Below are 24096 nucleotides of genomic sequence, written 5' to 3'. Positions count from 1 at the left end.
AGCGGTGCTCGTGAAGGGCTCGCGTACGGGCGTTCTCCCGCTTCAGCGGCGTAGATCACGTCCGAATGCACTAGCTAAGGCATGCCTTAGTTAAGTTAGGGTTACTTTACGCTGCTCGGGAGTGCCAGGAGAGGATCGCGATGGAACCGGTGTTAGACCTGGCCGGAGTCGGCTTCGGGCCGTCCAACCTCGCTCTCGCGATCGCCGTGGAGGAGCATCCGCTGCCCGTGCGGGCGCGGTTCTTCGAGAGGCAGCCCCGGTTCGGGTGGCATCGGGGGATGTTGCTCGAGGACGCGACCATGCAGGTGTCGTTCCTCAAGGATCTCGTCACGCTGCGCAACCCCACCAGTTCGTTCAGCTTCCTGTGCTACCTGCGGGATCGTGGGCGGCTCGTCGACTTCGTCAACCACAAGAACCTCTTCCCGCTGCGCAGGGAGTTCCACGACTACTTCGAGTGGGCGGCGGAGCGGGTCGCGCACCACGTGTCGTACGGGGCCGAGGTGTCGGAGGTCCGTGCCGACGAGGACGGGTTCGAGTTCACCGCCGGTGAGGGGAAGGTCCGGGCTCGCAACCTCGTGCTGGCCACCGGGCTGGAGGCGAACCTGCCGGTGGGGATCGAGCCCGGGGAGCGGATCTGGCACAACAAGGACCTGCTGCACCGCGTGGAGGGGTTGTGCAACCCCCGGCACGTCGTCGTGGTCGGGGCCGGGCAGAGTGCGGCCGAGGCGGTGGCCTTCTTCCACGACCGGTTCCCCGAGGTCGAGGTGCACGGGGTCTTCGCGCGGTACGGGTACAGCCCCGCCGACGACAGCGCGTTCGCCAACCGGATCTTCGACCCCGCGGCGGTGGACGACTTCTACGGTGCGCCGGAGGAGGTCAAGCGGCGGTTGATGGGGTACCACGCCAACACCAACTACGGTGTGGTCGACCAGGACCTCATCGAGGAGCTGTACCGGCGGGTGTACCGGGAGAAGGTCCTCGGCAGGCAGCGGTTGTCGTTGCACAACACGTCCCGGCTCGTCGACGTGAACGCCGACGGGAAGTGCGTGATCGAGTCGCTCGCGGACGGTGGGCGGGTGCCCGTCGACGCCGACGTGATCGTGTACGCGACCGGGTACCGGCCGGCCAACCCGCTGCGGGTGCTCGGTGATCTCGCCGAGCGCTGCGAGCGCGACGAGCTGGGGCGGTTGCGGGTGACGCGGGACTACCGCGTGGTCACCGACGACTCGGTTCGCGGCGGGATCTACCTCCAGGGCGGTACCGAGCACACGCACGGCATCACGTCGTCGCTGCTGTCGAACACGGCGGTGCGCGTCGGCGAGATCCTCGACTCGGTCCTGCGGCGGCCGGTGGTGGCGGCCGAGCCGGTGTCGAAGCTTCAGGCAGTCAAGTAGTTCCGTGAGGAAGGACCCGTCATGACCAACCCGTTCGAGGACCCGCAGGGCCGGTTCTTCGTGCTCGTCAACGAAGAGCAGCAGCACTCGCTGTGGCCGACGTTCGCGGAGGTGCCCGCGGGGTGGACCAAGGTCTTCGGCGAGGACAGCCGCGAGGCGTGCCTGGCGTACGTGGAGGAGAACTGGACGGATCTGCGTCCGGCCTCCATCCGGTGAGGTAGTCCTCGAACGTGCGCCCGCCCACCGCGCGGCCGGGAGTCGGGTTCCCGCCCGCGCGGTAGGCGCGGTACGTGGCTCCCGGCACGTTCAACGGGCGAGCTTCTGCCGGTAGTGACGACGAAGGTCATGCGCTCACCCTCGCGCGGTAGTAGTGCGCCAGCACGACTGTTCCCGTGACGGCGGCGATCGCGCTGACCACGAGGGCCGCCCGGGTCAGCGCGCTCATCGCGGTGCCCTCGCCGAGCAGCTCGATGCCGATCCAGGCCGCGACGATCGGGTTGACGACGGTCTGGCCCGCCACGACCAGGTCGGGCGGGCCCGCGGCGTAGCCGAGCTGGATGAACCACGCCCCCGCGAGGAACGCCACGACCAGCCCGCCGAGGGACACCCACTCGACCGACGGCAGCGCCGTCGTGACGTCCCTGACCAGCACGGCGACCAAGCCGTAGGCGATACCCGCGCCCACGGCCAGCGCCAGCGCCCGCGGCACGCCCGTGCTGAACGTCGCGAACACCGTGCACACCAGGACGCCCGCGGCGACCAGCTGGCCCGCCTGCAGCGCGTCTTTCGGGGAGACCTGGGTCGGCACCGCCTCGCCCGCGGTGATGGACACGAAGGCCACGATCCCGGCCGTCGCGACCAGCACCGCCACCGCGAGCAGGCCGGTCGGCCGGCGTGCCCTGGCCACCGCGATGATCGGGATGGCCAGCGCGTTCAGCGGCGCGACCACCGAGACCGGGGCCAGCGCCAGCGCGACGACCTGGAGAACCGCGCACGCGAACAGCACCAGGAAGCCGTGCACCCAGCGGCGTGACGAGACCAGGCGGTGCGCCGAGGAGAGCTTCAGCTCCGGGATCTCCCGCACGCCGGCGTGCTGCCACAGCGCGCCGAGTGCGCTGCACCCGGCGGCGAGCACCGCGCACAGGATCGCGACCCCGACCACGTGCCGATCGTACTCCGCCGCTGCTATGGTTCATTACATCAGTAACGAACCGAGGAAGTGTGCCGTGTTCGACGACCGGAGCCCGATCTACCGGCAGATCGCGGAGCGGATCAAGGCGGACGTGCTCAGCGGGGCGTTGAAGGCGGACGAGCGGGTCATGTCGACGAACCAGTGCGCCGCCCGCTACCGGATCAACCCGGCCACGGCGGCGAAGGCCTTCCAGCAGCTCGTGGACGAGCAGGTGCTCTACAAGAAGAGGGGCATCGGGATGTTCGTGAGCACGCGGGCGCGCGACGTGCTGAGGGCACGGGGCAGGAAGACCTTCTTCGGCGAGGTCGTCGACCCGATGGTCGCGGAGGCGCGTGCCATCGGCATCCCGCTCGCCGACGTCATCCGCCGCATCGAGCAGCACGAGAACGGAGAAGTGTGAGGTTCTCGTTGTCCGGCAACGGGATCACGGTCCGCTCGGCGTGAGCCGCGTCAGCCGCTGTCGCGCACCACGAGGGACGGCTCGAAGATCACGGACGTCACCGGCGCCCTGGGCTGGGTGATCTGCCGCAGGAGCTGACGCGCCATCTCCGCGGCCATGTCGGCGATCGGCTGCCGGACGGTGGTCAGCTCGGGCTCGCACGTCAGGGCGGCGCTGCTGTCGTCGAACCCGACGATCGCCACGTCGTCGGGGACCTTGCGGCCGTGCCGGTGCAGCACGGGAATCGCGCCGTTGGCCATGAGGTCCGAGGCGATGAAGACCCCGTCGACGTCCGGGCAGAGCGCGATGAGCTGCTCCATCGCGGCCACGCCGGACTGCCGGGTGAAGTCGCCGTGCACGACCCACGCGTCCGGCACCTCGGCGAGGAAGCCCCGGAGCCGGTCCTGGCCCGCGGGGGTGTCCTGCGGACCGGTGATCGTGGCGATGCGCCGCCGGCCGAGCTCCTTCAGTCGGCGCCCGGCGAGCGCGGCGCCCGCCGTCTGGTTCACGTCGACGTACGTGATCGGCATCGGCTCCAGCGGGCGGCCGGCCAGCACGACCGGCGAGCCGGCCGCGATCAGCCGTCCCGGCACCGGGTCCGCCGGGTCGGTGTGCACGAGGATCACGCCGTCCAGCCGCCCGCACCGCAGGTCGCTCAGCGCCTGCTCGCGCGTGCCGGGCCCGGTCATCATCAGCACGAGCTGGATGCCCAGCGGCCGGACCACGCGGGTCACACCGCTGACCACGCTCGCGAGGTGCGGGTCGCCGAGCATGCGCCGCTCGTCCGGCAGCACGAGCCCGATCGCGTCCGCCCTGCGCGTGACGAGCGACCGCGCGGCGATGTTCGGCAGGTATCCCGTGCTGGAGATGGCTTTCTCGACGGCGTGCCGGAGCGACTCGTCGACGGTCGACGCGCCGTTGACGACCCTCGACGCCGTCGCCCGCGACACGCCGGCCACGCGGGCCACCTCCTCCAGTGTCACGCGCTTCACCCGGCCGCCAGTTCCGCCGTGCGGTGGCGTTCCATCAGCCGCACCACCTCCGCGGTGGGCGGGTGGGTGATCGCCGTCCGCGCCGAGCGGACGACCTCGAGGGACTCGGTGAGGTGTGCGCGCACGAACTGGCGCAACGCGTCCTGGCTGGTCGACGCGAGCTGGATCTCCGCATCCGTCGGCATGCCCGGCATGTCGTGCCCGGCGTGCTGGTTCACGTACGGCGCGTCGAGCAACGCCCTGAGCGCGGCCAGTTCCGCGTTCCGGTTCTCCACGAGCTCGGCGGAACCGGTGAGCCGCAGCAGCTTGAGCGCCTGCTCGTCGGTGGCGATGGCCAGCTCCACGAAAGCTCGTTCCGTTGCGCCGTAACCGTTCTGGGCGGACGACTGCGTCGTCGGCGGTGGCGTGGGTGGTGGCGGGTGTGGTGGTGCCTGCTGGCAGGCCGCGAGAAGGCCTGCCAGCAGGAGCGTTGTCATCCGTGGTTGCCGGCGTGATCGCACTTGATCACCACGTTGATGCAGTTGCGGACGCGGCGCTCCATCTCGGCGCGCGGCCACACGTTGAAGAAGTCGCCGTGCATCGTCTGCCCGGTGCCCGACGCCAGCCTGAGCCCGGCCGTGGAACCGTTGACCGGGTAGCGGAGCACCATGCGCAGCTTCGGCACGGGGACGGGGTGGGTCGACGGGCAGCCACCCGCGACGGGGTAGGACATGTGGGACTTGTGGTCGGCCGAGTCGAGGTCGCGGCCGTTCCAGCACTGCGGGAAGTCCAGGTAGGTCTCCAGCATCGTGCCGGCCGGGCACTGCACGAAGTTCTTGGAGGCGCCGACGTGCCCGGCGTGCAGGCAGGACCACCGCGCGATGCTGTCGGCGTCACCGGTCGCCTTCGCGTTGCCCGCCACGATCTTCAGCCCGTACGGCGTCGGCTGGATCGCCGCCGGGTTGTTCACTCCCTCACCGAGGTAGTAGAACGTGACCCCGGTCGGGGCGATCGCCGTGTTGTCCCGGTACAGGGTCGGCACCCAGTACGACGAGATGTCCGCGGCCGGGTTGCAGTTGCCCCGCTGTCCCTCCAGCGTCTGCTGGGTCGAGCGGGCGTTCGTCGAGTGGTTGCCGAAGAAGTCGTGCGAGTGGGAGGCACCGGGCAGGTTCGGCAGGACGATCGGGTCGTCCGGCAGCCGGTGGCTGATCGGGCACTCCGCGAGGAACTCGGCAACGCGTACCGGTTCTGCTTGCGCCGCAACGGGAATGCTCAGCACTCCAGCGGCCAGTGCGAGGATTGTCGCCAGGTGGAACAGGGGCTTCTTCATTGAAGCATTCCTCTCCGCAGCAGGATTGGGAGAGCGCTCTCACGCCCTTCGAGCATGGCGCAGGTCGTAATCGGGCGTCAATCCGCAAGAAACGTTCAGAAGTCCCGGTTTTCTTGACACCGCCGCCCGGTGCCCCGACTCTCGGCTCTGAACTCCTGTCGCAGAGAGCGCTCTCTCGCATCGTCGCCCTGTTCTCCAGCCCCAGGAGCACCCATGTCAGGAAGGCTTCAACGCGGAAGACTCCCACTCGTCGTCGCGGCGGCCCTCGTCGCTGCCACGATCACGCCGGCGCAGGCCGCCGGCCCGTTGCTCTCCCAGAACCGCCCGGTCACCGCGTCCAGCAGTGAGAACGCCGCGTTCGCCGCGGCCGCCGCGGTGGACGGTGACCTGGGCACCCGCTGGTCCAGCGAGTTCCGCGACCCCCAGTGGATCCAGATCGACCTGGGCTCGTCGGCCAGGGTCGACCAGGTGACGCTCGCCTGGGAGGCCGCGAGCGCCAGGGCGTACACGCTCAGCATCTCCCAGGACGGCAACACCTGGCAGGAGCTGCGCCGCACGACCTCCGGCCCCGGCGGGACCGAGACGCTCGCGGTCGCGGGCACCGGCCGGTACGTCCGGCTCGACCTGACCCAGCGCGCCACGCAGTACGGCTACTCGCTGTGGGAGTTCCAGGTGTTCGGCACCAGGGACTCCGGTGGCGCGGAAACCCTGCTCTCGTACGGCAAGACCGGCTCGGCGTCGACGTTCCAGGACGACGCGAACTGCGGTCAGTGCACACCGGCCAAAGCGTTCGACCGCGATCCCGCGACCCGCTGGGCGACCAGCCCGACGAACGGCTGGGTCGACCCCGGCTGGATCTCGGTCGACCTCGGCGCGCCGGCCACGATCTCGAAGGTCGTCCTGCAGTGGGACCCGGCCTTCGCGACCGCCTACCGGCTGGAGGTCTCCGACGACAACGCGAACTGGCGGCAGATCTACTCGACCACGAGCGGCCGCGGGTTCAAGGAGACGCTGACCGTCAGCGGGACCGGCCGGTACGTGCGGATGTTCGGCACGGCCAGGTCCAACGGCTACGGCTACTCGCTGTGGGAGTTCCAGGTCTACGGCACCGGTGGCAACCCGACGCCCGCGCCGCCGCTGCCGCCGAACCCGTCGTTCCCCGGCAGGCTGGTGTGGTCCGACGAGTTCAACGCCCCCGCCGGCACCGGGCCGGACGGCTCGAAGTGGCAGGCGGAGACCGGGCCGGGCGTGAACAACGAGCTGCAGTACTACACGAACAACAACAACGCGCGGCACGACGGCAACGGCAACCTCGTCCTGCAGGCACGCCGGGAGGTCACGCCCGGCAGCGCGTGCCCGGTCGACCCGGTCAGCGGCAGCACCACCTGCCAGTACACGTCGGCACGGCTGAACACGTACGGGAAGTTCACCTTCACCTACGGCCGGGTCGAGGCGCGGATCAAGGTGTCGTCGACGCAGGGGTTGTGGCCGGCGTTCTGGATGCTGGGCGCGGACTTCTTCGACCAGCGCAGGCCGTGGCCCTACACCGGCGAGATCGACATCATGGAGCACGTCGGCAAGGAGCCGAACCGGGTCTACTCGACGCTGCACGCGCCCCAGTACTTCGGCGCGGGCGGCTACGGGTCGCCGCTCGACCTCGGCCAGCCGGCGGCGTCGGCGTTCCGGACCTTCGCGGTCGAGTGGGACTCGAACCACATGACGTTCAGCGTGGACGGCAACAGGTTCTTCACCGTCGACCGGAACGTGCTGGAGACCACCCGCGGGCCCTGGGTCTTCGACCACCCGTTCTTCATCATCATCAACAACGCGGTGGGCGGTGACTGGCCCGGCCCGCCGGGGGCCGGGACGCAGCTTCCGCAGGACATGGTGCTGGACTACGTCAGGGTGTACCAGTGATCGAGACCCGGGCCGGGGGCGAGACGTCGAACGCCTCGCTGACGGCCTCGACCTCGATCTGCGCGGTCTCGCCGTTCGCCAGCGGGATCGCGGGCACGAAGTACGCGTCGTTCGCCGTGCCACCGAGGAAGATCCGCTCGGTGCCCGCTTTGTAGACGCGGTACTGCCGGACCTCTCCCGGCGCACGGGTCCAGGTGAGCCGTGCCGACACCGTCGCGGTGCCGGTGCGGCTCACCTGCTCCACCCGGACGTCCGCCGGTGCCACGGGTGCGGTCAGGACCGGGTTCGTGACGCCGATCCGGCCGATCAGCGCGGTGACGGCCCCGCCGGGCAGCACCCGCAGGGAGATCTCGGTGAGCGTCTGGCCGGAGTGCTCGGCGAGCGGGAACGCGCTGCGCCGCCACCCACCGCTGACGCCGCCGAGGTCCAGCACCGCCTCGGTGGTGCCGAACCGCAGCACCGCCTGCAACCGCGACGGACCGGTGCCGGTGCGGTGCACGATCTCGAACTGGCTCGCGCCGGTGATCTTCAGCGATGTCGCGAACAGCCGGACGTCATTGGCGGACTGGGGAGTGCCGGTGATCTTCAACGCCGTGCCGCCGTCGTACGGGTCGTCCCAGTCGAGCGAGGGCGTGACCTTCGTGCCGGAGCCGGTGACGCTCCACCGCCACGTCGGCAGCACGTCCTGCAACGACAGGTTGTTCCACGCCAGGGCCGACCGGACGGTGCCGCCGACCGCGAACTTCTTGCCGTGACCGGTGTTGAAGTTCGTGACGAAGGGCAGCGACGTGATCGGCGTCAGCTCGGTGATGTAGTGCGCGACGCCCTTCCAGCTCGCCGTCGTCGTGGTGTCGGCCGGGTCGCCGTTCTGGCCGACCCAGAACCTGTTGTCCCTGGCGTAGAAGTCGGCGGGGCCCGCCGACGACTTGAACGTCCACTCGGGACGGTAGAAGCCGAGTGAGGTCGTGTGCGGCGCGCCCTCGGGGAACACCGACGCCCACCCGACGCTCGTGTTGTAGCCGTTGGACTCGACGTCCACACCGGACGCCAGGTCGTACGGGCTGCGACCCATCTGCCGCGCCAGGGCGGCCGAGCTCGCGAGCCCCTGCGCGCTCCACCAGAAGTTCAGGAACATCTCGTCGGACTGCTCGAAGAACATCCGGTTCCGCGCGGTCAGCGCGTTCTGCCACGAGACGCTGCCGGTGTCGGTCATCGCGTCGTACCAGATGACCCGCAGTCCGCTCTTCTTCAGGTACACGACGAAGTCGCGCATGTCGTTCGCGAGCCGGGCGTCGCCGCCGGCGGTCTCCTGGTTGAGGAACCAGCCGTCGAAGCCGTGGTGCCGGGCGACCTGGACCATCTTGTCCGCCACGGGGAACCTGTCGCCCTCGCGCCGCACGAAGTCGCGGACCCACTGAAGCCGGCCGCCGTACGCCGTGGGCGGGAGGAAGACGTTGCCGATCACGCGCACGCCGTTGCGGTGAGCGGCGTCGGTGACGGTCGGGTTCGGCGCGAGGATCAGGCCCTCGGAGGCGGAACCGCCCCAGAACACCAGTTCATCGATGTACTGCCAGTAGTTCGTGGCGTAGTAGTGCATGTCGAGCGAGCCCTGTGCCGGGTTGCCGCTCGTCGGGGCGTACGCCACCAGCGCCTGCACCCGCGCCTCGCCGGAACGCGCGTGCCCGTTGGCCGGCCGGGCCGGCACGACGCGTCTCGCCAACGGCACGGTGCTGCGGTTGTACCTGGCGTCCCGGTCCGTCGACGGGTCCCAGTCGAGGATCGTGGCCGGGTGCCAGTAGGACGCGTACGGCTGAGCGATGTCGGCCGCGGACGCCGGAGTCTCGGACAGCAGGCCGGTGAGGGCCGCCGTGGAGCTCAGGAGGAGGAACTGTCTCCGAGTGGGCACGTGATCACCCTTGTGCGCCATCCGAGTCGCCGCATACCGCCGCTGCGGTGACCGACCGGACGACAAAGTCCCGGACTGCTGCGCTGGGTAACCGGTCGAATTCGATGACGCCCAGTCGAACAACGTCGAAACGTCTCGGCAACCATCCGAGTGGCCGAACCCGCACCTGGCTACCGAACGGTAGCGTGAGGTCGCCGTCGCAATTGGTAACCCCCTGCAACCAATTGAGGTGTCACTCGTCGTGCGCGTCAAAACAGTGCTTGCGGCGCTCATCCTGGCGCTGATCCCTGCCACCGCCCCGGCCGTCGCCACCGCGGCGGCCAACCCCCACGAACGCGGCCCCGCACCCACGGCCGCCTCCGTCGAAGCCTCCCGCGGCACCTTCGCCGTCACGTCCGCGGCCGTCGCCCGCCAGTCGAACTTCGGCGGCGGCACGGTCTACACCCCGACCAGCGACCTCACCTTCGGCGCGGTCGCCGTCTCACCCGGCTTCACCGCCACCCAGACGTCCGTCGCGCACTTCGGCCCGCGGCTCGCGTCCTACGGGTTCGTGGTGATCACCATCAACACCCTGTCCGGCCTCGACGACCCGGACAGCCGAGGCCGTCAGCTCCTGGCCGCGCTGGACTACGTGGTGCGCACGAACCCGCGCGTCGACGCCTCGCGGCTCGCCGTGATGGGCCATTCCATGGGTGGCGGTGGGGCGTTGCGCGCCTCCGCGTCCCGGCCCGCCCTGCAGGCCTCGATCCCGATGGCCGGCTGGCACACCACCAAGAACTGGTCCACCGTCCAGGTCCCGACCCTGGTGCTCGGCGGCCAGAACGACCCCACCGCCCCCAACTCGCAGCACTCCACGCCGTTCTACAACTCGATCACGGCGGCGCCCGACAAGGCGTTCCTGGAGCTGCGCGGAGGCGACCACTCGGACCCGCGCAGCGACAACGTGACCGTGCGCAAGTACACGCTGTCGTGGCTCAAGCGGTTCGTGGACGACGACCTGCGCTACGACCAGTTCCTGTGTCCGCCTCCCGCACCGAACACGCTCATCTCGGCGTACCGGGACACCTGCCCGCACGCCTGACGACCTGAGGGTGCTGTGCCAGCGCGCGACGGCCTGGCACAGCACCTGGTGGTCACCCGAGGACCTCGCGCACCTCCTCCGGTGTGGCGCCGAGCGCTCCGGCGTCGAACGTCGTCGCTGACGTGGGGGAGGTGAGGCGCTCGAAGAAATACGCGCCGTACTCGCGAAGCGGGGCCGCCAACCGCCCGGGAGGCGGTCGGCGGCCCCGCTTGCTCAGCGTGGTCCAGTTCCCCTCGGGGAACCTCATTCGTAGGCGATCGCGTCCAGCACGTTGAGGCGCGCGGCGCGGATCGCGGGCAGGATCGCCGCGACCACGCCGACGAACGCGGCCACCACCAGGTACTGGGCCATGGTGACCCAGGGGAACCCGAGCTCCGAGATGCCCTGGTCCTTGAGCGCCTGCACGGTGGCGACGCCCAGCGCGAGGCCGACCGCGAGACCGAGCACCGCGCCGAACACCGAGATCACCACCGACTCGACGGTGATCATCCGCATCACCTGGCTGCGCCGCATGCCGATGGCCCGCAGCAGGCCCAGCTCCCGGGTCCGCTCGATCACCGACAGCGCCAGGGTGTTGATGACGCCGAGGACCGCGATCAGGATGGCCAGCGCCAGCAGGATCTGGATCATCAGCAGGACCGTGTCGAACTGCGAGGTCGTCTGCTTCACGAACGCGCTGCGGTCCTGCACGGTGATCTCCGGGTTGTCCGCGAACAGCGGTTCGACGCGCTTCTGCACGTCCGCCACCGGCACGCCCGGCCGCACCTGCGCGAAGGCCTGGCCGATCCGGTCGGAGCGGAAGCCGCTGCTCGCGGACTCCGGCAGCACGAGCGCGCCCTGCAGCACCTGCGTCTTGGCCCAGATGAACCTGACCGTGAACGTGCGGGGCTCGCCCTTGGCGAGCTGCAGGGTCAGCGTGCTGCCGACCGACCAGCCCTTCTCGGCCGCGAGGTCCTCCGGCAGCGCCACCTGGTCGTCCCGCAGCGGCGCGATGTCGCCGGACTTCGGCTTGAGGGCGAACATCGTCCTCATCGCCGGCACGTCGGTGACGGCGACCGCGAACATCTGGTCGTCGCCCTGCAGCACGCCGTCGGAGGCCCAGCCGAACGCCGAGCTGACGCCGTCGGTCTTCTCGACCTCGGCGAGCACCTCCCGCTTGAACGTCGCGGGCGAGCCCTCCACCTGGCCTTCGCCGGAGATGATCAGGTCGGTCTGCAGCTGACCGGCGGCCAGCTTCTCGATCGACTTGGTCGCCGACGTCAGCACCACGCTCACGCCGGTGATCAGTGAGATGCCGACCATCAGCGCGGCCGCGGTGATCGCGGTCCTGCGCGGGTTGCGGGCGGAGTTCCTGCGGCCCAGCAGGCCCGGCATCGACCACGACAGCAACCGGCCGATCAGCGACACCATCGGCTTGGACAGCACCGGGGTCAGCAGCGCGACACCGACGAACGCCACGAGGATGCCGCCGAAGACCAGCGGCAGCGAGGCGGAGTTGAAGCCGAAGCCCAGTGCGGTGCCGCCGGCGGCGGCCACCAGGGCGCCGATGATCGTGATCTTCGTCAGCGGCCGGTCCGGCGTGGCCGCCTCGCGCATCGCCGCGACCGGCGCGATCCGCGACGCCCGCAGGGCCGGCATGACGGCCGCGACCACGGTGACGACCATGCCGACCGCGAACGACGAGATCACCGCCGACATCGGCACGCCGATGCCCGCGAGCTGCAGGCTCGTGCCGCCGACCGAGCTGAAGATCGTCGCCAGCAGCGCGCCGACGCCGATCCCCGCGCCGAGACCGACGACCGACGCGATCAGGCCGATCACCAGCGCCTCCAGCACCACGGACCCGATGACCTGGCCGCGGGAGGCGCCCATCGACCGCAGCAGCGCGAGCTCACGCGTGCGCTGGGCGACGATGATGGAGAACGTGTTGAGGATGATGAAGATGCCGACGAACAACGCGATGCCGGCGAACCCGAGCAGCACGTAGTTGAAGAACTTCAGGCCCTCGTTGATCTGGTCGGCCTGCTCCTTCGCGAGCGTCTCGCCGGTCTTCACCTCGTAACCGGAACCCAGCGCGGCCGCGACGGAATCGCGCAGGGCTTCGTCCGACTGACCGTTCGCCGCCGTCACAGTGATGGACGAGTAGACGTCCTTCTTGCCCAGCAGCAACTGCTGCGCCACCGGCTCGGTGAACGCCACCGACAGCTCGCCGCCGAGCGAGTCGCGGCCGCCCGCGTACTCGTAGACACCGGTGATCTTGAAGGTCTTCTTCGGCTCCAGCGTGAGCAGCGCGATGTCGTCGCCCACCCGGAAACCGCCGGTGGACGCGAGGTAGCCGCCGACGACCACCTCGTCCTCGGCCTGCGGAGCCCTGCCCTCCCGGATCTTCTCCTGGCCGCCGCCCGTCCAGTTGAAGCCGAACCGCGGCGAGCCCGAGGTGGTGATGACCTTGCCGTTCTTGCCGATCGGTCGCGCGGAGCCCTCCACCTCGCCGACGGCCGACGCCACGCCCGGCACCGCCTTCACCTCGGAGATGTCCGCAGGCGTCAGGGGTTCGGGCTGCTTGCCCTTCTCCTTCTTCGGCGACACCGAGACGTCCACGTTGGCGAAGGCCGACGAGAACAGGTCGGTGAACGACCGCTGGAGCGTGTCGGTCAGCACGAACGAACCGGACACGAACATCACGCCCAGCACCACCGCCAGAGCGGACAGCACCAGCCGGAGCTTGCGCGAGAGCAGGCTCTTGAGGGTCGCCTTAAGCATGCGGCACCGCGACATCGTCGAGGTGCTTCATCGTCTCGAGGACCTCCTCCGCGGACGGCGACAGCAGTTCGCGGACGATGTGACCGTCCTTGAGGAAGATGACGCGGTCGGCGTACGACGCGGCGTTGGGGTCGTGCGTGACCATCACGATCGTCTGCCCGAACTCACGGGCGGACCGCTGCAGGAACCCCAGCACCTCGGCGCCGGACTGCGAGTCCAGGTTGCCGGTCGGCTCGTCCGCGAACACGACGTCGGGCCGGGACACCAGAGCACGCGCGCACGCCACGCGCTGCTGCTGGCCGCCCGAGAGCTGCGTGGGCCGGTGGGTCAGCCTGTCCCGCAGGCCCACCGTGTCGATGACGACGTCGAACCACGCCTTGTCGACCTTCTTGCCGCCGATGGCGAGCGGCAGCGTGATGTTCTCCTCCGCCGTCAGCGTCGGCAACAGGTTGAACTGCTGGAAGATGAACCCCACCTTGTCGCGCCGCAGCTCGGTGAGACCGCGGTCCTTCAACCCGGTGACCAGCGTGTCACCGATCCACACCTCGCCCCGCGTGACGTCGTCGAGACCCGCGAGGCAGTGCATCAACGTCGACTTGCCGGACCCCGACGGGCCCATGATCGCCGTGAACCTGGACCGCTCCAGCTCGACGCTCACCCCCGCGAGCGCGGTCACGGCGGCATCGCCGGACCCGTAGGACTTCCACACGTCGACGGCTCTGGCCGCGACACCTTCGGACGCGCTCACCTGTCAGTTCCCCTCTGTGGTCCGTTGTGCGCACCATCTTCCGCGACGCCGCCGCACCGCCGGGTCAGGTTCTCCCCTGAGAGAACCCTGAAACCAGTGTGCCCCCACCCCAGGCCGGACACGCTGAGAGAACTCTCAGCTCCGGTGCGTGCGCATCAGCGGATGGCCGCGGGAGAACCGTAAAACACCGCTGCGGCAGTGTCTTCGGCATTCGGAGAACAAAGCGCGCCGACTTTCGTCGCGTTCGGAGGAAGATCAGTCCTCAATGGATTCCAGGGCAGGCGGGCTGCACGACGCGCAGCCCCGCCTTCGCGGCGTTGCCGGTGAGCCACGTGTCGAGTCCGTCGCCGTAGGCGCTCGCCGGGCGTGGCCAGGCGCACATGCGCCCGGCGAAGGACGCGTTGAACGCGATGAGGCGGGGGGAGTCGAGGACGAGCACCGGGTCCTCCTCGGTGGCGAGGTCCGGAGCGCCATCCCGGAAGTCGCCGAAGAGGACCCGGCTCGCACCCAACTCGAGGGCTTTGTCCGCCACCGCGAAGAACGCCGACCCGCGCCCGTGTGCGCGCACCACGAGCTGGTGCGCCCGGAAGTCGGTGTCGAGGAACTCGTCGGCGTGCGTTCCGTCATCGGCCAGCACCAGCACGGTCGTCCCGCCGGGGAGCGCCCCGGCGTGACCGGGGTGCGTGATGCCGATGACGGTGATGCCCACGACGACGATTCTCGCGGACCTGTGTTAACCCCCGGCGGCCACGGCGTTAAACAAGTTTCGGGATCACCTCGGCGCCGAACAGGCGGATCGTCTCGATGACCGACTCGTGGGGCATGCCGCCGATGTCCACCATCACCAGGTGCGTGTCGATGGACAGGTGCGCGGCCAGCTCGTTGAGCCGGTGCGCGACCTCGTCCGGCGTTCCGCACACCGCCGCGCCGTCCATGATCGCGTCGACGTCGATGTCGCCGTCACCGCGCCACGGGTCGGCGAACCGCGCGTACTCGGCGAGGTGCGGCCGCCACCGTTCGCGCGCGTTCTCCGGTGCCACGAACACGTGGCTCGGCACGCCGACGCGCCCGCCGGGGAACCGCTCGCGGTACCGCCGGACGACGTCCGCGTAGATCGACGGGTCCCGCAGCGTGGAGGGCAGCATCAGCGGCATCTCCAGCTCGGCGCCCAGGTCCGCCGACACCGCGGACCCGGAACCGATCCACACCGCCGGCCGTGGCGTCTGCACCGGCCGCGGTGTCGTCGTCACCCCGCTCAGCTGGCCGCGGAACCGGCCGTCCCAGCTCACCGACGGCTCCTCCAGCAGCTTCAGCAGCAACCGCAGGTGCTCCTCGAACCGCGCCCGCAGCTCGCCCGGCTGCACGCCGAACGCCGCGTCGGTCTGCTGGTCGACGCCGCGCGCCACGATCAGCTCGGCACGGCCGTTCGACAGCACGTCCAGCGTCGCGAGCGCCTCGGCCACGAGCACCGGGTCGCGGTGGGCGAGCAGGGTCACGCCGGTGGAGAGCTTCAACGTGGACGTGCGGGCCGCCACGGCCGCGAGCAGCAGCTCGGGGGCGGACACGATGTAGCGGGTGAAGTGGTGCTCGCCGATCGCGACCCCGGCGAACCCCGCCTCCTCGGCCACCACCGCCTGCTCGACCATCGCCCGCAGCCGGTCCGCCTGGGGCACCTCCTCGCCCGTGCACGGGTTGGGCAGGTGGTCGCCCAGGATCAGCAGGTAGACGTCCATGGCCGCCATTTTCCATCCGTCCGGTGCAAGATGGTTGACATGGTCACCAACAACGAGGCGCAGAGCCGCTACGAGGTCCACGTCGACGGCGCGCTCGCCGGGTTCCTGGAGTACCGGACCGTCGGTGACGTCGTCGCCCTCGTGCACACCGAGGTCGACGACGCCTACGCCGGCCAAGGCCTCGGTGGGCGGCTCGCGAAGTTCGCGCTCGACGACGCCCAGGCGCGTGGGGTGAAGGTGTCACCGACTTGCCCGTTCGTGGCGAAGTACGTCGACAAGCATCCGGAGTACCGGGTTACCATCCGGTAGCCAGTTGCGGACGCGAACAAACGAGGTGAGCGGGCGTTGTGGAGTGAACCGGGCGCGTTCGAGGTGGCACCGGGTGTGCACCGGATCCCGCTGCCGCTGCCGAACGACGGGCTGCGCGCGGTCAACGTCTACGCCATCTCCGACGGCGACGGCCTCGTCATGGTCGACTCGGGCTGGGCGCTCGACGAGGCCCGCGACCAGCTCGAAGCCGCCCTCGGCACGCTGGGCAAGGACTTCGGCGACATCCGCAGGTTCCTCGTCACGCACGTCCACCGCGACCACTTCACGATGGCCGTGTCGCTGCGCCGGACGTTCGGCAGCAAGATCGGGCTCGGGCTCGGCGAACAGCCCTCGCTGACGCACCTGCTGCACGGGAAGGACGACCAGCACGTCGCCGACCTGCGCAAGTGGGGCGCGGCGGAGCTGGCGGAGACGTGGATCAAGATCATGCACCACGTCAACCGCGACGACGCCCTGCGCGACTACGAGGAGCCGGACGAGTGGCTCACCGCGACCACGATCGACCTGGAGCACCGCAGGCTGGAGGTCGTCCCCACGCCCGGCCACACCCGCGGCCACGTGGTCTTCGTCGACCACACCGCGAAGGTGCTCTTCTCCGGTGACCACGTGCTCCCGCACATCACCCCGTCGATCGGCTTCGAGCCGTTGCGCCCGGAGCTGCCGCTGGGCGACTACATGACCTCGCTCAGGCTCACGCGCGAACTCCCGGACCTCAAGCTCCTGCCCGCGCACGGGCCCGTGACCGACAGCTCCCACGCCCGCGTCGACGAGCTGCTCGGGCACCACGAACAGCGCCTGGAGGAGATCCTCGAGGCCGTGGCCGGCAGCGCGTTCGAGACCGCCCGCAAGATCGGCTGGACCCGCCGCCAGCGCCGGTTCGACGACCTCGACATGTTCAACCAGGTGCTGGCCGTCGGTGAGACCGCCGCTCACCTCGACGTTCTCGTCGAACGTGGCGAACTGACCCGGACGGACAACGCCGGCGTGCTCGAATACCAGACGTGAACTCGCTGCAACTGGCCGCCTGGACCTGGAAGATGCCCCGCCGAGGCAGGGGGTTCTGGTTCTCGCTGGTGATCGACCTGCTGTGGCCGTTCGTCGTGCTGTTCGTCAGGCTGCGCGTGCGCGGCCGGCACCACGTTCCCGGCGACGGCGGCGTGATCCTCGCGTTCAACCACCTGTCGAACGCGGACTCCGTCGCGGCCGTCGTGTTCGCGCTCATGTCGAACCGCGTGCCGCGGGTGCTCGCGAAAGCCGCTCTGTGGCGCACGCCCGTCTTCGGCTGGGCCATGCGCTCCGGAGGGCACATCCCGGTGGAACGCGGCACGGTGAAGGCCTCGGAGGCGCTCCGGCCCGCCGTGGAGGCGCTGCGGGCGGGGGAGTGCGTGATGGTGTTCCCCGAGGGCACCTTCACCGACGACCCCGGCAACTGGCCGATGAAGGGCAAGTCCGGCGTGGCGCGGATGGCGCTGGAGAGCCGCGTTCCCGTGGTGCCCGTGGCCGAGTGGGGGACCCAGGACCTGCTGCCCAGGGGCGCGGTCCTGCCGAGGTTGCTGCCGCGCAAGAGGGTCGAGGTGGTCGCGGGCGCGCCCGTGGACCTGTCCGACCTCTACGACCTGGAGATGACGGCGGAGGTGCTGGAGGAGGCCACCTCGCGCGTCATGGACGCCATTACGACGATGCTGTCCGGTATACGTTCGGCGCGAACGGGTAGCCAGAGGGCATGACTGCGCCGAACGGAACCATCCGGCCGGGTGGGGATGGGCTCTGGGCGCCCGTTCTCCCGGACCCCAGAGAGTCCCAGGAATGGGTCGTGCAGGCCGACGACGACCCGTTGATCGTGCGAAGCCTGGACTGATGCCCGCACGCTGTCCCCACCGGAGTGTCTAGTCACCCTAGACGCGTCTAGTTAGCCTAGACGCCATGACCCTCGACGAGGAACTGCTGGCGGCGGCCCGCAAGGCGGGGACCGCCGCGGCCACCGCCCAGAGCCAGGCCGACATCGCCAAGGCCGTCTACCATCACACCGTGCTGCGGCTGCACCGCGCGGGCGGGTCGATGCGCGAGATCGCCGAGGCGCTGAAGATGAGCCATCAGCGCGTGCACCAGATCGTCGAGCAGTCCAAGCGGACCGAGCGCTGCTGGTTCTGCGGACGCGCGGCCGACGAGACCGGCAAGCTGATGGCCGGGCCCGCCGCGCTGATCTGCGACACCTGCGTGACCCAGGCCGGGGTCGGCGAGGTCGGCGACTGCTCGTTCTGCGGCGAGACGAAGCCGGTGCACCGGGGCGCCGAAGCGGAGATCTGCCGGTCGTGCCTGGACTTCAGCGCGGCCGTCATCGCCGCGGCCGGTCCTACCGGGGCAGCTTCACCACGGTGACGAAGAAGTCGTCGATCTGGCGAACCACCTCGATGAACCGGTCGAAGTCGACGGGCTTCGTGACGTACGCGTTGGCGTGCAGGCTGTAGCTGCGCAGGATGTCCTCCTCCGCCTCCGACGTCGTCAGCACCACCACGGGGATCGACCGCAGCTCGGGGTCGTTCTTGACCTCACTGAGCACCTCGCGGCCGTCCTTGCGGGGCAGGTTGAGGTCCAGCAGGATCAGCCCCGGCCTCGGCGCGTTCTCGTACTGACCCTCGCGGCGCAGGAACTCGATCGCTTCCACCCCGTCCTTCACCACGTGCAGGGTGTTACGGATCTTGTGGTGCTCGAACGCCTCCTGCGTCATCAGGGCATCGCCCGGATCGTCCTCGACGAGCAGGACGTCGATCACGCTCAGCGGTGACTCAGACATGTACTTCCTCAGCTTGTGCGACGCTCTCAGGTACCACGGGGAGGGTGAACTCGAAACTCGTGCCGGAGTCCACATCGGTCTTCAGCCAGATGGTGCCGCCGTGGTACTCGACGATCTTCCGGCACATCGCCAGTCCGATGCCCGTGCCCGGATAGGCGTCCTTCGGGTGCAGGCGCTGGAAGATGACGAAGATCCGGTCAGCGTACTCCGGCTCGATCCCGATGCCGTTGTCGTGCACCGCGAACTTCCACATGTCGCCGTCGCGGACCGCGTCGATGGTGACGACGGGGTCGTCCGGGCCCCTGAACTTGAGCGCGTTGCTGATCAGGTTCTGGAACACCGCGCTGAGCAGGGACGCCTCACCCAGCACGGAGGGCAGCTCGCCGACGACGACGCTCGCGCCGGTCTCCTCGATCCGCTCGGAGAAGCTGTCCAGCACCTGGCGCACGAGTTCGTCCAGGTCGACGACGGTCTGCTCGCGGGTGATGCGGCCGACCCTGGAGAACGCCAGGAGGTCGTTGATCAGGACCTGCATGCGCTTCGAGCCGTCCACGGCGAAGCTGATGTACTGGTCGGCGCGCTCGTCGAGCTGCCCGCCGTAGCGGCGTTGCAGGAGCTGGCAGAACGAGGCGACCTTGCGCAGCGGCTCCTGCAGGTCGTGCGAGGCGACGTAGGCGAACTGCTCCAGCTCGGAGTTGGACCGCTGCAGGTCCGTCTTCGCCGCGTCGAGCGTCGCGAGCTCGTGCACGATGCGGCGGCGCATCGCGTTCACGTCCTCGCCGAGCATGACCGTCTCGAGCGGCCCGTGGGCGTCGATCTCCCGCTCGAACTCGCCGTTCGCGACCTGCCTGACCTGCTCGGCGAGGTTCGACAGGGGGCCGATCAGCAGCCGGTGCAGCAGCAGCGAGAGTCCGCCGATCACCGTCACCAGCATCACGCCCATGCCGATGACCAGCCACAGCACGATGCTCGCCGCGTGGTCCAGCTCCGCGCGCGCGGTCGTGCTCAGCTGGCCGATGTCGGTCTGCAACGCCGCGACCTCGGCGCGGAGCTGGTCGAACAGCACCTTGCCGCGGTCGATGTCCCGGGTGGGGGAGATGACGGGCCCGGACAGGCGGATGCCCACGATCGTCGGCTCCGCGTACTGGGAGCGCCACTGCCGCGCCAGGTCCTCGATCCGGCTCACCCGGCCGTTGACGTCGCCGACGAGGTCCCGCACGCGCTCCGCGGACTCCACCTCGGCCGCCCGCCCGTCCAGGTACGGCTTGAGGAACTCGTCCTCGCCGGTCAGGACGAAGCCGCGCAGGCCGGTCTCCTCGTCCAGCAGGGCGCGGTTCAGGTCCTTCGCGAGGCGCCCTGCCGGTTCGACCTGCTCGATGGACCGCGCACGGGCGTTGCCCAGCCCGTCCAGCGCGACGACGGTCGACGCGATGGCCACCGCCGTCATGGCCAGCAGGATCACCACGATGGCGGCGAGCAGGCGGCTCGCCGGCAGCCTTTGCGGCAGCGTCACTTTCCGTCCTTCAGCAACAGGAGGGCCACGTCGTCGTCGAGCGCCCCGCCGTTGAGCTCGGTCACCTCCGCGATGACGGCGTCCATCCAGTCCGGGCCGTTCCTCAGGTGCTTGTGCAGGATCTCGGACAGGCGTTCCACCCCGAGCCGGTCGGTGTCGTCGGGCACCCTGCCCTCGATCAGCCCGTCCGTGTAGCAGGCGAGCGACCAGCCGGACGGAAGCTGCACGTCCACGCCGGTCCACCCGTAGTCGGGCAGCACGCCGAGCGGCACCCCGACCTTCGACGGGGGCAGGTCCACGAGCCTGCCGCCGGCGATCAGCAGCGGCTCGGGGTGCCCGGCCAGGAAGTAGCGCGCGGACCTGCGGTCCGGTGCCACAGTGACCATGCACGCCGTGGTGAAGATGCCGGCGCCGTGCCGTTCGGCGACCAGCACCTGGTCGAGCGTCCGCAGCACCTTGTCGGGCGGCTCGCCGGCGAGGACCAGCGCGCGCCACGCGATCCGCAGGCAGACGCCCAGCGCGGCCTCGTCCGGGCCGTGGCCGCAGACGTCGCCGATGATCGCGTGCACGGTGCCGTCCGGCATGCCGACCGCGTCGTAGAAGTCGCCGCCGAGCAGCATCCGCTGGCCGCCCGGCTGGTAGCGGACCTCGAGGTTCACGTCCGAGTTCTGCAGCAGCGGGGGAGGCAGCAGGCCGCGTTCGAGGCGGGCCCGTTCGGCGGCGATCAGCTCGGCCTCGCGCAACAGCCGCTGGGCGTCCTCGGCGCGGCGGCGTTCGACCGCGTACCGGACGCCGCGCAGCAGCAGCTCGCCGTCCACCTGGCCCTTGATCAGGTAGTCCTCCGCGCCGGTCGCGACGGCGTCTATGCCCTCGCGCTCGTCGTCGAGGCCGGTCAGCACCAGGATCGCGGGCGCGTTCGGCTTCTTCAGCAGCCGGTGCAGGCCGTCGAGGCCCTGGGAGTCGGGCAGGCCGAGGTCGAGCAGCACGCACTCGGCGTCGGCGAGCTTCTCCTCCGCCTCCGCGAGCGTGTGCGCGCGCGACAGGATGAAGGGCGCGTTCGCCTCTTCGAGCAGTGCCTCGACGAGCACTGCGTCTCCATCGTCGTCCTCGACCAGGAGGACGCGCACGGTCTTCGTTCGCATCAGCTCGGACTTTAACGTCATCAGGCTGCGCCGCTCGCTTTCGACCTACCAGGATGGTGGGCGTGTTGATCCGTCTCGCCCAACCAGCCGAACTGCCGTACCTCCAGGAGATCGAAGTCGCGTCCGGTGAACCGTTCCGCGACGCCGGCCTGCCGGAGATCGCCGACGACGCCCCGATGTCCCTGGAAGACCTCGCTGACCACGAGGTTTGGGTCGCCATAGGCGCCGAAGGCGTTCCTGTCGCCTTCATCGCCGTCGGTGATGTCGACGGCGCCACGCACATCCACCAGGTCAGCGTCCATCCGTCCAGTGCCCGCCGGGGGATCGGCGCGGCGTTGATCGAGCACGTCGCCCGGACCGGGCGAGCTGTGACGTTGACGACGTTCCGGGACGTGCCCTGGAACGCGCCGTACTACGAACGTCTCGGGTTCCGGGTCGTCACCGACGTCTCGCCGGGCCTCGCCGGGATCATCCGCGAGGAGGCCTCACGGGGACTCGATCCCGCGACCAGGGTCGCGATGGTCCTTCTCCCAGCGCAGGTAGGAGCCTGAAGCCAGGGAGAGGCTGCTGAGCAGCCACACCACGACACCGGCGTCGTCGGTCACCCCGATCACCGGCAGCAGCTCCGGCACGAGGTCGATCGGCGACACCAGGTACACCAGCGCGACCGCCCACAGTGCCACCCGGCTGCGCGGCAGCTCCGGGTACCGGCCGCCCCGCCAGGCCTTGAACAGCCGCGGCAGGGCCTTCGCCCGCTGGATCGGGTTGCCGACCGGGCCGGGGCCCTGCTGCGCGCGCTTGCGGCGGTTGCGCAGGACGCCCAGCACCGCGAACACCAGGCCGAGCGGGATCATCACCCACCCGACGACGGCCGGGCTGAGCCCGCCCAGCGACGCGGTGCGCAGCAACAGGATCAGCAGACCGGACAGGGAGATGAGCGATCCGAAGACGACCATCTAACTCGGCTCCTGGAAGAGCATCGTCGGGGCGGGCTTGTGCGCCTGCTTCGGCTGCGGTTCGGGCTGCCTGAGCTCGATGACGGGCTCTGGTTCCTCGGCCTCCTTCACCACGGGCCTGCGCGCGGTCTTCACCGGAGCCGGCGTGGCCTGGTCCAGCGCGGCGCGCGCGGTGGAGATCCAGACCTTCTGCATGGCCTCGTCCTTGCTCCCGGCCGCGGTCGCCGCGAGTCCGGAGAGGACACCGCGGATGCGCGGGACCAGCGCGGGATGACGCCGGATCGCCTGCCACACCGCGTGATCACCCGGTAGCCGGGCGGACACGAGCTGCTTGACCTGAGCACGCAGCTCCTCTGTGGACAGATCGAGCCAGCGCTCGACCGCGGACGGGCCTATCGCCACGTGGACAGCCTCCCCGGAAAACGACAACTGCCCCCACAGGATCTCACGGATCCGGCGGGGGCAGTGGTCAGGTGTCCGGGAGAGGTCAGGAAGCCACGACTTCGAGCAGGGTCTTGCCGTTCTCGTCGACGATCCGGAACGTCGCGATCTCGTGCCAGCGCATGGCCACGTTCGCCGCGAGGCGGATCGTCTTCGAGTCCCCCGCCACCGGTTCGGGCGCGTACCAGGAGGTGACCTGGGCGACGCGGCCCGCGCGCCCGACGGCGACGAGCGCGCCCCTGCTGGGGCCGGCCATGCCGCTGACCTCGATGTCCATCGAGGTCCCCCACGGCTCGTCGGAGGCGGTGATCTTCGTCGAGACACCGCTGTTCGGGTCCTGCCGCTGCACCTTCATCGACGCGTCGGGGGAGTTGTTCGCCACCCGCGTCTGCGACGTCGTCGTGGTGGTGCCACCGGCCTGGTTCGAGCTGTCGTCGCCGCCGCGCACGACCAGCGACGTGACGACGGCCGTCACCGCCACGATGCCGGCGGCGGCGGCCGCGACACCCTGGGCGACGAACCAGCGCCTGCGCTTCCTGCGGGCCGCGACGGCGTCGAGCATCACGCGCACCGACTTGCCGTCCGGGCGTTCCGGAGCCGTTCCGCGCAGCATCCCGCCCGCGTCGGCCTCGTCGATGAGGTCCGGCACCACCGCGAAGTCGCGCAGGTCAAGAGCGCACCGCCGACATTCGGTCAGGTGGTTCTCGAACGCCTCCACCTCATCGGCATCGAGGATGCCGAGCACGTAGGCGGCGACGTCGAGGTGATCTGGTGCCGTTGTCACCGCGTCTCTCCCCGATCGTGCAACGCACGCCGCAGCGCACGGAGCGCGTAGTACACCCTGGACTTGACCGTTCCCGGTGGCACACCGAGTGCCGCCGCGGCCTCACCGACGGTGCGATCCCGCAGGTACGTCTCGAGAATAGCCTCCCTGTGCTCCTCCGAGAGACCGTTCATCGCCTCCGCCACGACGATCGCCGCGAGGGTGCGGTCCTCTTCACTGCCGGAGGGCGACTCGTCCGAAGGGGTCAGTTCGAACTCCTGCGGACGGACGCTCTTCTTGCGCCTGTCGTCGATGACCAACCGCCTTGCCACCGTGAACAACCACGACCGCAGGAGCACGGGGTCACGCTCGAGCTTCTCGGCGTTGCGCCATGCCCTGACCAGGGTCTCCTGCACGATGTCCTCGGCCCACTGTCGATCGTGGCCCGTCAACCTCATGCAGTGTCCCAGCAGGGCACTCCCGAATTCCTCGTACAGCCGACGGATCAACTCTTCCTCGAGAGATCCCGGTCTTGGTGATTGCTCGTCTAACTCACGTTGACGTCTATGCCGCGCCACGGGGGACATCCTTGCCCTATCAACCGTCTCAAGTCGAGAGGCAAATATTCCTCATGAAGTTCGTGAACCGTTGCCGGATCGTGTCCGTACTCCTCGGTACCCAAG

Annotated in this window: 27 protein-coding genes; 10 read left to right on the top strand and 17 right to left on the bottom strand. The window is 69.8% G+C overall.

All coding sequences use genetic code 11. The features are described 5' to 3' along the window. Positions 1-140: 140 nt before the first annotated feature. Positions 141-1394 carry a lysine N(6)-hydroxylase/L-ornithine N(5)-oxygenase family protein gene (locus tag BMW88_RS26150; protein ID WP_089955104.1) on the top strand — a complete coding sequence of 418 codons (1254 nt, stop codon included), beginning with the start codon at positions 141-143 and terminating at the stop codon, positions 1392-1394. Between the two features lie 21 nt (positions 1395-1415). After that, complete coding sequence (locus BMW88_RS26145; RefSeq protein ID WP_089955102.1) at positions 1416-1610, top strand: MbtH family protein; 195 nt, start codon at positions 1416-1418, stop codon at positions 1608-1610. 127 nt (positions 1611-1737) lie between these two features. Here the strand turns inward: BMW88_RS26145 and BMW88_RS26140 are convergent, their stop codons facing one another. Then, positions 1738-2556, bottom strand: a complete 819-nt coding sequence (locus tag BMW88_RS26140) for a DMT family protein (RefSeq protein WP_089955100.1) — start codon at positions 2554-2556, stop codon at positions 1738-1740. A 64-nt stretch (positions 2557-2620) separates the two neighbouring features. Between BMW88_RS26140 and BMW88_RS26135 the strand changes: the two genes are divergently transcribed. Then, a complete protein-coding gene (locus BMW88_RS26135; protein WP_089955099.1) occupies positions 2621-2986 on the top strand; it encodes a GntR family transcriptional regulator in 366 nt (121 codons plus the stop codon). 50 nt (positions 2987-3036) lie between these two features. Here BMW88_RS26135 and BMW88_RS26130 read toward each other — a convergent pair whose 3' ends face one another. From BMW88_RS26130 to BMW88_RS26120, 3 genes are all read right to left on the bottom strand, one after another. Continuing rightward, a complete protein-coding gene (locus tag BMW88_RS26130; RefSeq protein ID WP_245778057.1) occupies positions 3037-4008 on the bottom strand; it encodes a LacI family DNA-binding transcriptional regulator in 972 nt (323 codons plus the stop codon). Between the two features lie 5 nt (positions 4009-4013). After that, complete coding sequence (locus tag BMW88_RS26125; protein ID WP_089955093.1) at positions 4014-4361, bottom strand: hypothetical protein; 348 nt, start codon at positions 4359-4361, stop codon at positions 4014-4016. A 128-nt stretch (positions 4362-4489) separates the two neighbouring features. After that, positions 4490-5326 carry a DUF1996 domain-containing protein gene (locus tag BMW88_RS26120; RefSeq protein WP_089955092.1) on the bottom strand — a complete coding sequence of 279 codons (837 nt, stop codon included), beginning with the start codon at positions 5324-5326 and terminating at the stop codon, positions 4490-4492. 213 nt (positions 5327-5539) lie between these two features. Between BMW88_RS26120 and BMW88_RS26115 the strand changes: the two genes are divergently transcribed. Continuing rightward, a complete protein-coding gene (locus tag BMW88_RS26115) occupies positions 5540-7243 on the top strand; it encodes a discoidin domain-containing protein (protein ID WP_089955088.1) in 1704 nt (567 codons plus the stop codon). Here the strand turns inward: BMW88_RS26115 and BMW88_RS26110 are convergent. Continuing rightward, complete coding sequence (locus tag BMW88_RS26110) at positions 7227-9149, bottom strand: endo-beta-N-acetylglucosaminidase (RefSeq protein ID WP_177221323.1); 1923 nt, start codon at positions 9147-9149, stop codon at positions 7227-7229. The genes BMW88_RS26115 and BMW88_RS26110 overlap by 17 nt on opposite strands. A gap of 241 nt (positions 9150-9390) precedes the next feature. Between BMW88_RS26110 and BMW88_RS26105 the strand changes: the two genes are divergently transcribed. Then, complete coding sequence (locus BMW88_RS26105) at positions 9391-10230, top strand: dienelactone hydrolase family protein (protein WP_089955083.1); 840 nt, start codon at positions 9391-9393, stop codon at positions 10228-10230. A 52-nt stretch (positions 10231-10282) separates the two neighbouring features. Here BMW88_RS26105 and BMW88_RS41130 read toward each other — a convergent pair whose 3' ends face one another. The 5 genes from BMW88_RS41130 to BMW88_RS26085 form a co-directional block, all read right to left on the bottom strand. After that, positions 10283-10477, bottom strand: coding sequence for a hypothetical protein (locus tag BMW88_RS41130; RefSeq protein ID WP_143116245.1), 195 nt, complete (start codon positions 10475-10477; stop codon positions 10283-10285). Then, positions 10474-12993, bottom strand: a complete 2520-nt coding sequence (locus BMW88_RS26100; RefSeq protein ID WP_089955323.1) for an ABC transporter permease — start codon at positions 12991-12993, stop codon at positions 10474-10476. The genes BMW88_RS41130 and BMW88_RS26100 overlap by 4 nt, the downstream gene beginning before the upstream one ends. Further along, positions 12986-13741 carry an ABC transporter ATP-binding protein gene (locus tag BMW88_RS26095; protein ID WP_089955080.1) on the bottom strand — a complete coding sequence of 252 codons (756 nt, stop codon included), beginning with the start codon at positions 13739-13741 and terminating at the stop codon, positions 12986-12988. The genes BMW88_RS26100 and BMW88_RS26095 overlap by 8 nt, the downstream gene beginning before the upstream one ends. A gap of 262 nt (positions 13742-14003) precedes the next feature. Then, the gene (locus BMW88_RS26090) at positions 14004-14450 is read right to left on the bottom strand and encodes a hypothetical protein (protein ID WP_089955078.1); all 447 of its coding nucleotides are present in this window, start codon (positions 14448-14450) and stop codon (positions 14004-14006) included. 46 nt (positions 14451-14496) lie between these two features. Then, the gene (locus BMW88_RS26085) at positions 14497-15474 is read right to left on the bottom strand and encodes an LLM class flavin-dependent oxidoreductase (protein WP_177221321.1); all 978 of its coding nucleotides are present in this window, start codon (positions 15472-15474) and stop codon (positions 14497-14499) included. A gap of 39 nt (positions 15475-15513) precedes the next feature. On the opposite strand from BMW88_RS26085, the gene BMW88_RS26080 reads away from it, so the two are divergent. The 4 genes from BMW88_RS26080 (at position 15514) to BMW88_RS26065 (ending at position 18183) form a co-directional block, all read left to right on the top strand. Continuing rightward, the gene (locus BMW88_RS26080; protein ID WP_089955072.1) at positions 15514-15783 is read left to right on the top strand and encodes a GNAT family N-acetyltransferase; all 270 of its coding nucleotides are present in this window, start codon (positions 15514-15516) and stop codon (positions 15781-15783) included. Positions 15784-15819: 36 nt separating this feature from the next. After that, positions 15820-16809 (top strand): MBL fold metallo-hydrolase, encoded by a 990-nt coding sequence (locus tag BMW88_RS26075; protein WP_089955070.1) that lies wholly within the window; start codon positions 15820-15822, stop codon positions 16807-16809. Further along, the gene (locus tag BMW88_RS26070) at positions 16806-17531 is read left to right on the top strand and encodes a lysophospholipid acyltransferase family protein (protein ID WP_245778056.1); all 726 of its coding nucleotides are present in this window, start codon (positions 16806-16808) and stop codon (positions 17529-17531) included. The genes BMW88_RS26075 and BMW88_RS26070 overlap by 4 nt, the downstream gene beginning before the upstream one ends. 196 nt (positions 17532-17727) lie before the next feature. Then, complete coding sequence (locus BMW88_RS26065; RefSeq protein ID WP_089955068.1) at positions 17728-18183, top strand: ClpX C4-type zinc finger protein; 456 nt, start codon at positions 17728-17730, stop codon at positions 18181-18183. Here BMW88_RS26065 and BMW88_RS26060 read toward each other — a convergent pair. From BMW88_RS26060 to BMW88_RS26050, 3 genes are read right to left on the bottom strand one after another with little or no spacing between them, the layout of a single operon-like run. Further along, positions 18158-18598: a response regulator gene (locus BMW88_RS26060; protein ID WP_089955066.1), complete on the bottom strand. Its 441-nt coding sequence runs from the start codon at positions 18596-18598 to the stop codon at positions 18158-18160. The two genes, BMW88_RS26065 and BMW88_RS26060, sit on opposite strands and share 26 nt — an antisense overlap. Continuing rightward, complete coding sequence (locus BMW88_RS26055) at positions 18591-20111, bottom strand: sensor histidine kinase (protein WP_245778055.1); 1521 nt, start codon at positions 20109-20111, stop codon at positions 18591-18593. The genes BMW88_RS26060 and BMW88_RS26055 overlap by 8 nt, the downstream gene beginning before the upstream one ends. Further along, complete coding sequence (locus BMW88_RS26050) at positions 20108-21253, bottom strand: PP2C family protein-serine/threonine phosphatase (protein WP_245778054.1); 1146 nt, start codon at positions 21251-21253, stop codon at positions 20108-20110. Before BMW88_RS26050 ends, BMW88_RS26055 begins: the two co-directional genes overlap by 4 nt. 65 nt (positions 21254-21318) lie before the next feature. Between BMW88_RS26050 and BMW88_RS26045 the strand changes: the two genes are divergently transcribed. Beyond that, a complete protein-coding gene (locus BMW88_RS26045) occupies positions 21319-21804 on the top strand; it encodes a GNAT family N-acetyltransferase (RefSeq protein ID WP_218148224.1) in 486 nt (161 codons plus the stop codon). Here the strand turns inward: BMW88_RS26045 and BMW88_RS26040 are convergent. The 4 genes from BMW88_RS26040 to BMW88_RS26025 all read right to left on the bottom strand — a co-directional run bounded on the left by BMW88_RS26040 (position 21739) and on the right by BMW88_RS26025 (position 24000). Further along, a complete protein-coding gene (locus BMW88_RS26040; RefSeq protein WP_089955059.1) occupies positions 21739-22209 on the bottom strand; it encodes a YkvA family protein in 471 nt (156 codons plus the stop codon). The two genes, BMW88_RS26045 and BMW88_RS26040, sit on opposite strands and share 66 nt — an antisense overlap. After that, positions 22210-22611 carry a hypothetical protein gene (locus BMW88_RS26035; protein ID WP_089955056.1) on the bottom strand — a complete coding sequence of 134 codons (402 nt, stop codon included), beginning with the start codon at positions 22609-22611 and terminating at the stop codon, positions 22210-22212. It lies immediately after the preceding gene. 85 nt (positions 22612-22696) lie between these two features. Next, the gene (locus BMW88_RS26030; RefSeq protein WP_089955053.1) at positions 22697-23434 is read right to left on the bottom strand and encodes a zf-HC2 domain-containing protein; all 738 of its coding nucleotides are present in this window, start codon (positions 23432-23434) and stop codon (positions 22697-22699) included. Continuing rightward, complete coding sequence (locus BMW88_RS26025; RefSeq protein WP_089955051.1) at positions 23431-24000, bottom strand: sigma-70 family RNA polymerase sigma factor; 570 nt, start codon at positions 23998-24000, stop codon at positions 23431-23433. Before BMW88_RS26025 ends, BMW88_RS26030 begins: the two co-directional genes overlap by 4 nt. Positions 24001-24096: the final 96 nt, after the last annotated feature.

The organism is Lentzea xinjiangensis (genome assembly GCF_900110955.1).
In the GTDB taxonomy this organism is placed as follows: Bacteria; Actinomycetota; Actinomycetes; order Mycobacteriales; family Pseudonocardiaceae; genus Lentzea; species Lentzea xinjiangensis.
Note: the sequence above shows the minus strand (reverse complement) of the source record. Positions and strands in the feature narration are given on the sequence as shown.

Coding starts and splice junctions, on each gene's coding strand:
- BMW88_RS26150 (WP_089955104.1), top strand. CDS start 141: ATGGAACCGGTGTTAGACCTGGCCGGAGTCGGCTTCGGGCCGTCCAAC.
- BMW88_RS26145 (WP_089955102.1), top strand. CDS start 1,416: ATGACCAACCCGTTCGAGGACCCGCAGGGCCGGTTCTTCGTGCTCGTC.
- BMW88_RS26120 (WP_089955092.1), bottom strand. CDS start 5,326: ATGAAGAAGCCCCTGTTCCACCTGGCGACAATCCTCGCACTGGCCGCT.
- BMW88_RS26115 (WP_089955088.1), top strand. CDS start 5,540: ATGTCAGGAAGGCTTCAACGCGGAAGACTCCCACTCGTCGTCGCGGCG.
- BMW88_RS41130 (WP_143116245.1), bottom strand. CDS start 10,477: ATGAGGTTCCCCGAGGGGAACTGGACCACGCTGAGCAAGCGGGGCCGC.
- BMW88_RS26100 (WP_089955323.1), bottom strand. CDS start 12,993: ATGCTTAAGGCGACCCTCAAGAGCCTGCTCTCGCGCAAGCTCCGGCTG.
- BMW88_RS26085 (WP_177221321.1), bottom strand. CDS start 15,474: ATGGACGTCTACCTGCTGATCCTGGGCGACCACCTGCCCAACCCGTGC.
- BMW88_RS26080 (WP_089955072.1), top strand. CDS start 15,514: ATGGTCACCAACAACGAGGCGCAGAGCCGCTACGAGGTCCACGTCGAC.
- BMW88_RS26065 (WP_089955068.1), top strand. CDS start 17,728: ATGACCCTCGACGAGGAACTGCTGGCGGCGGCCCGCAAGGCGGGGACC.
- BMW88_RS26060 (WP_089955066.1), bottom strand. CDS start 18,598: ATGTCTGAGTCACCGCTGAGCGTGATCGACGTCCTGCTCGTCGAGGAC.
- BMW88_RS26050 (WP_245778054.1), bottom strand. CDS start 21,253: ATGCGAACGAAGACCGTGCGCGTCCTCCTGGTCGAGGACGACGATGGA.
- BMW88_RS26040 (WP_089955059.1), bottom strand. CDS start 22,209: ATGGTCGTCTTCGGATCGCTCATCTCCCTGTCCGGTCTGCTGATCCTG.
- BMW88_RS26025 (WP_089955051.1), bottom strand. CDS start 24,000: ATGTCCCCCGTGGCGCGGCATAGACGTCAACGTGAGTTAGACGAGCAA.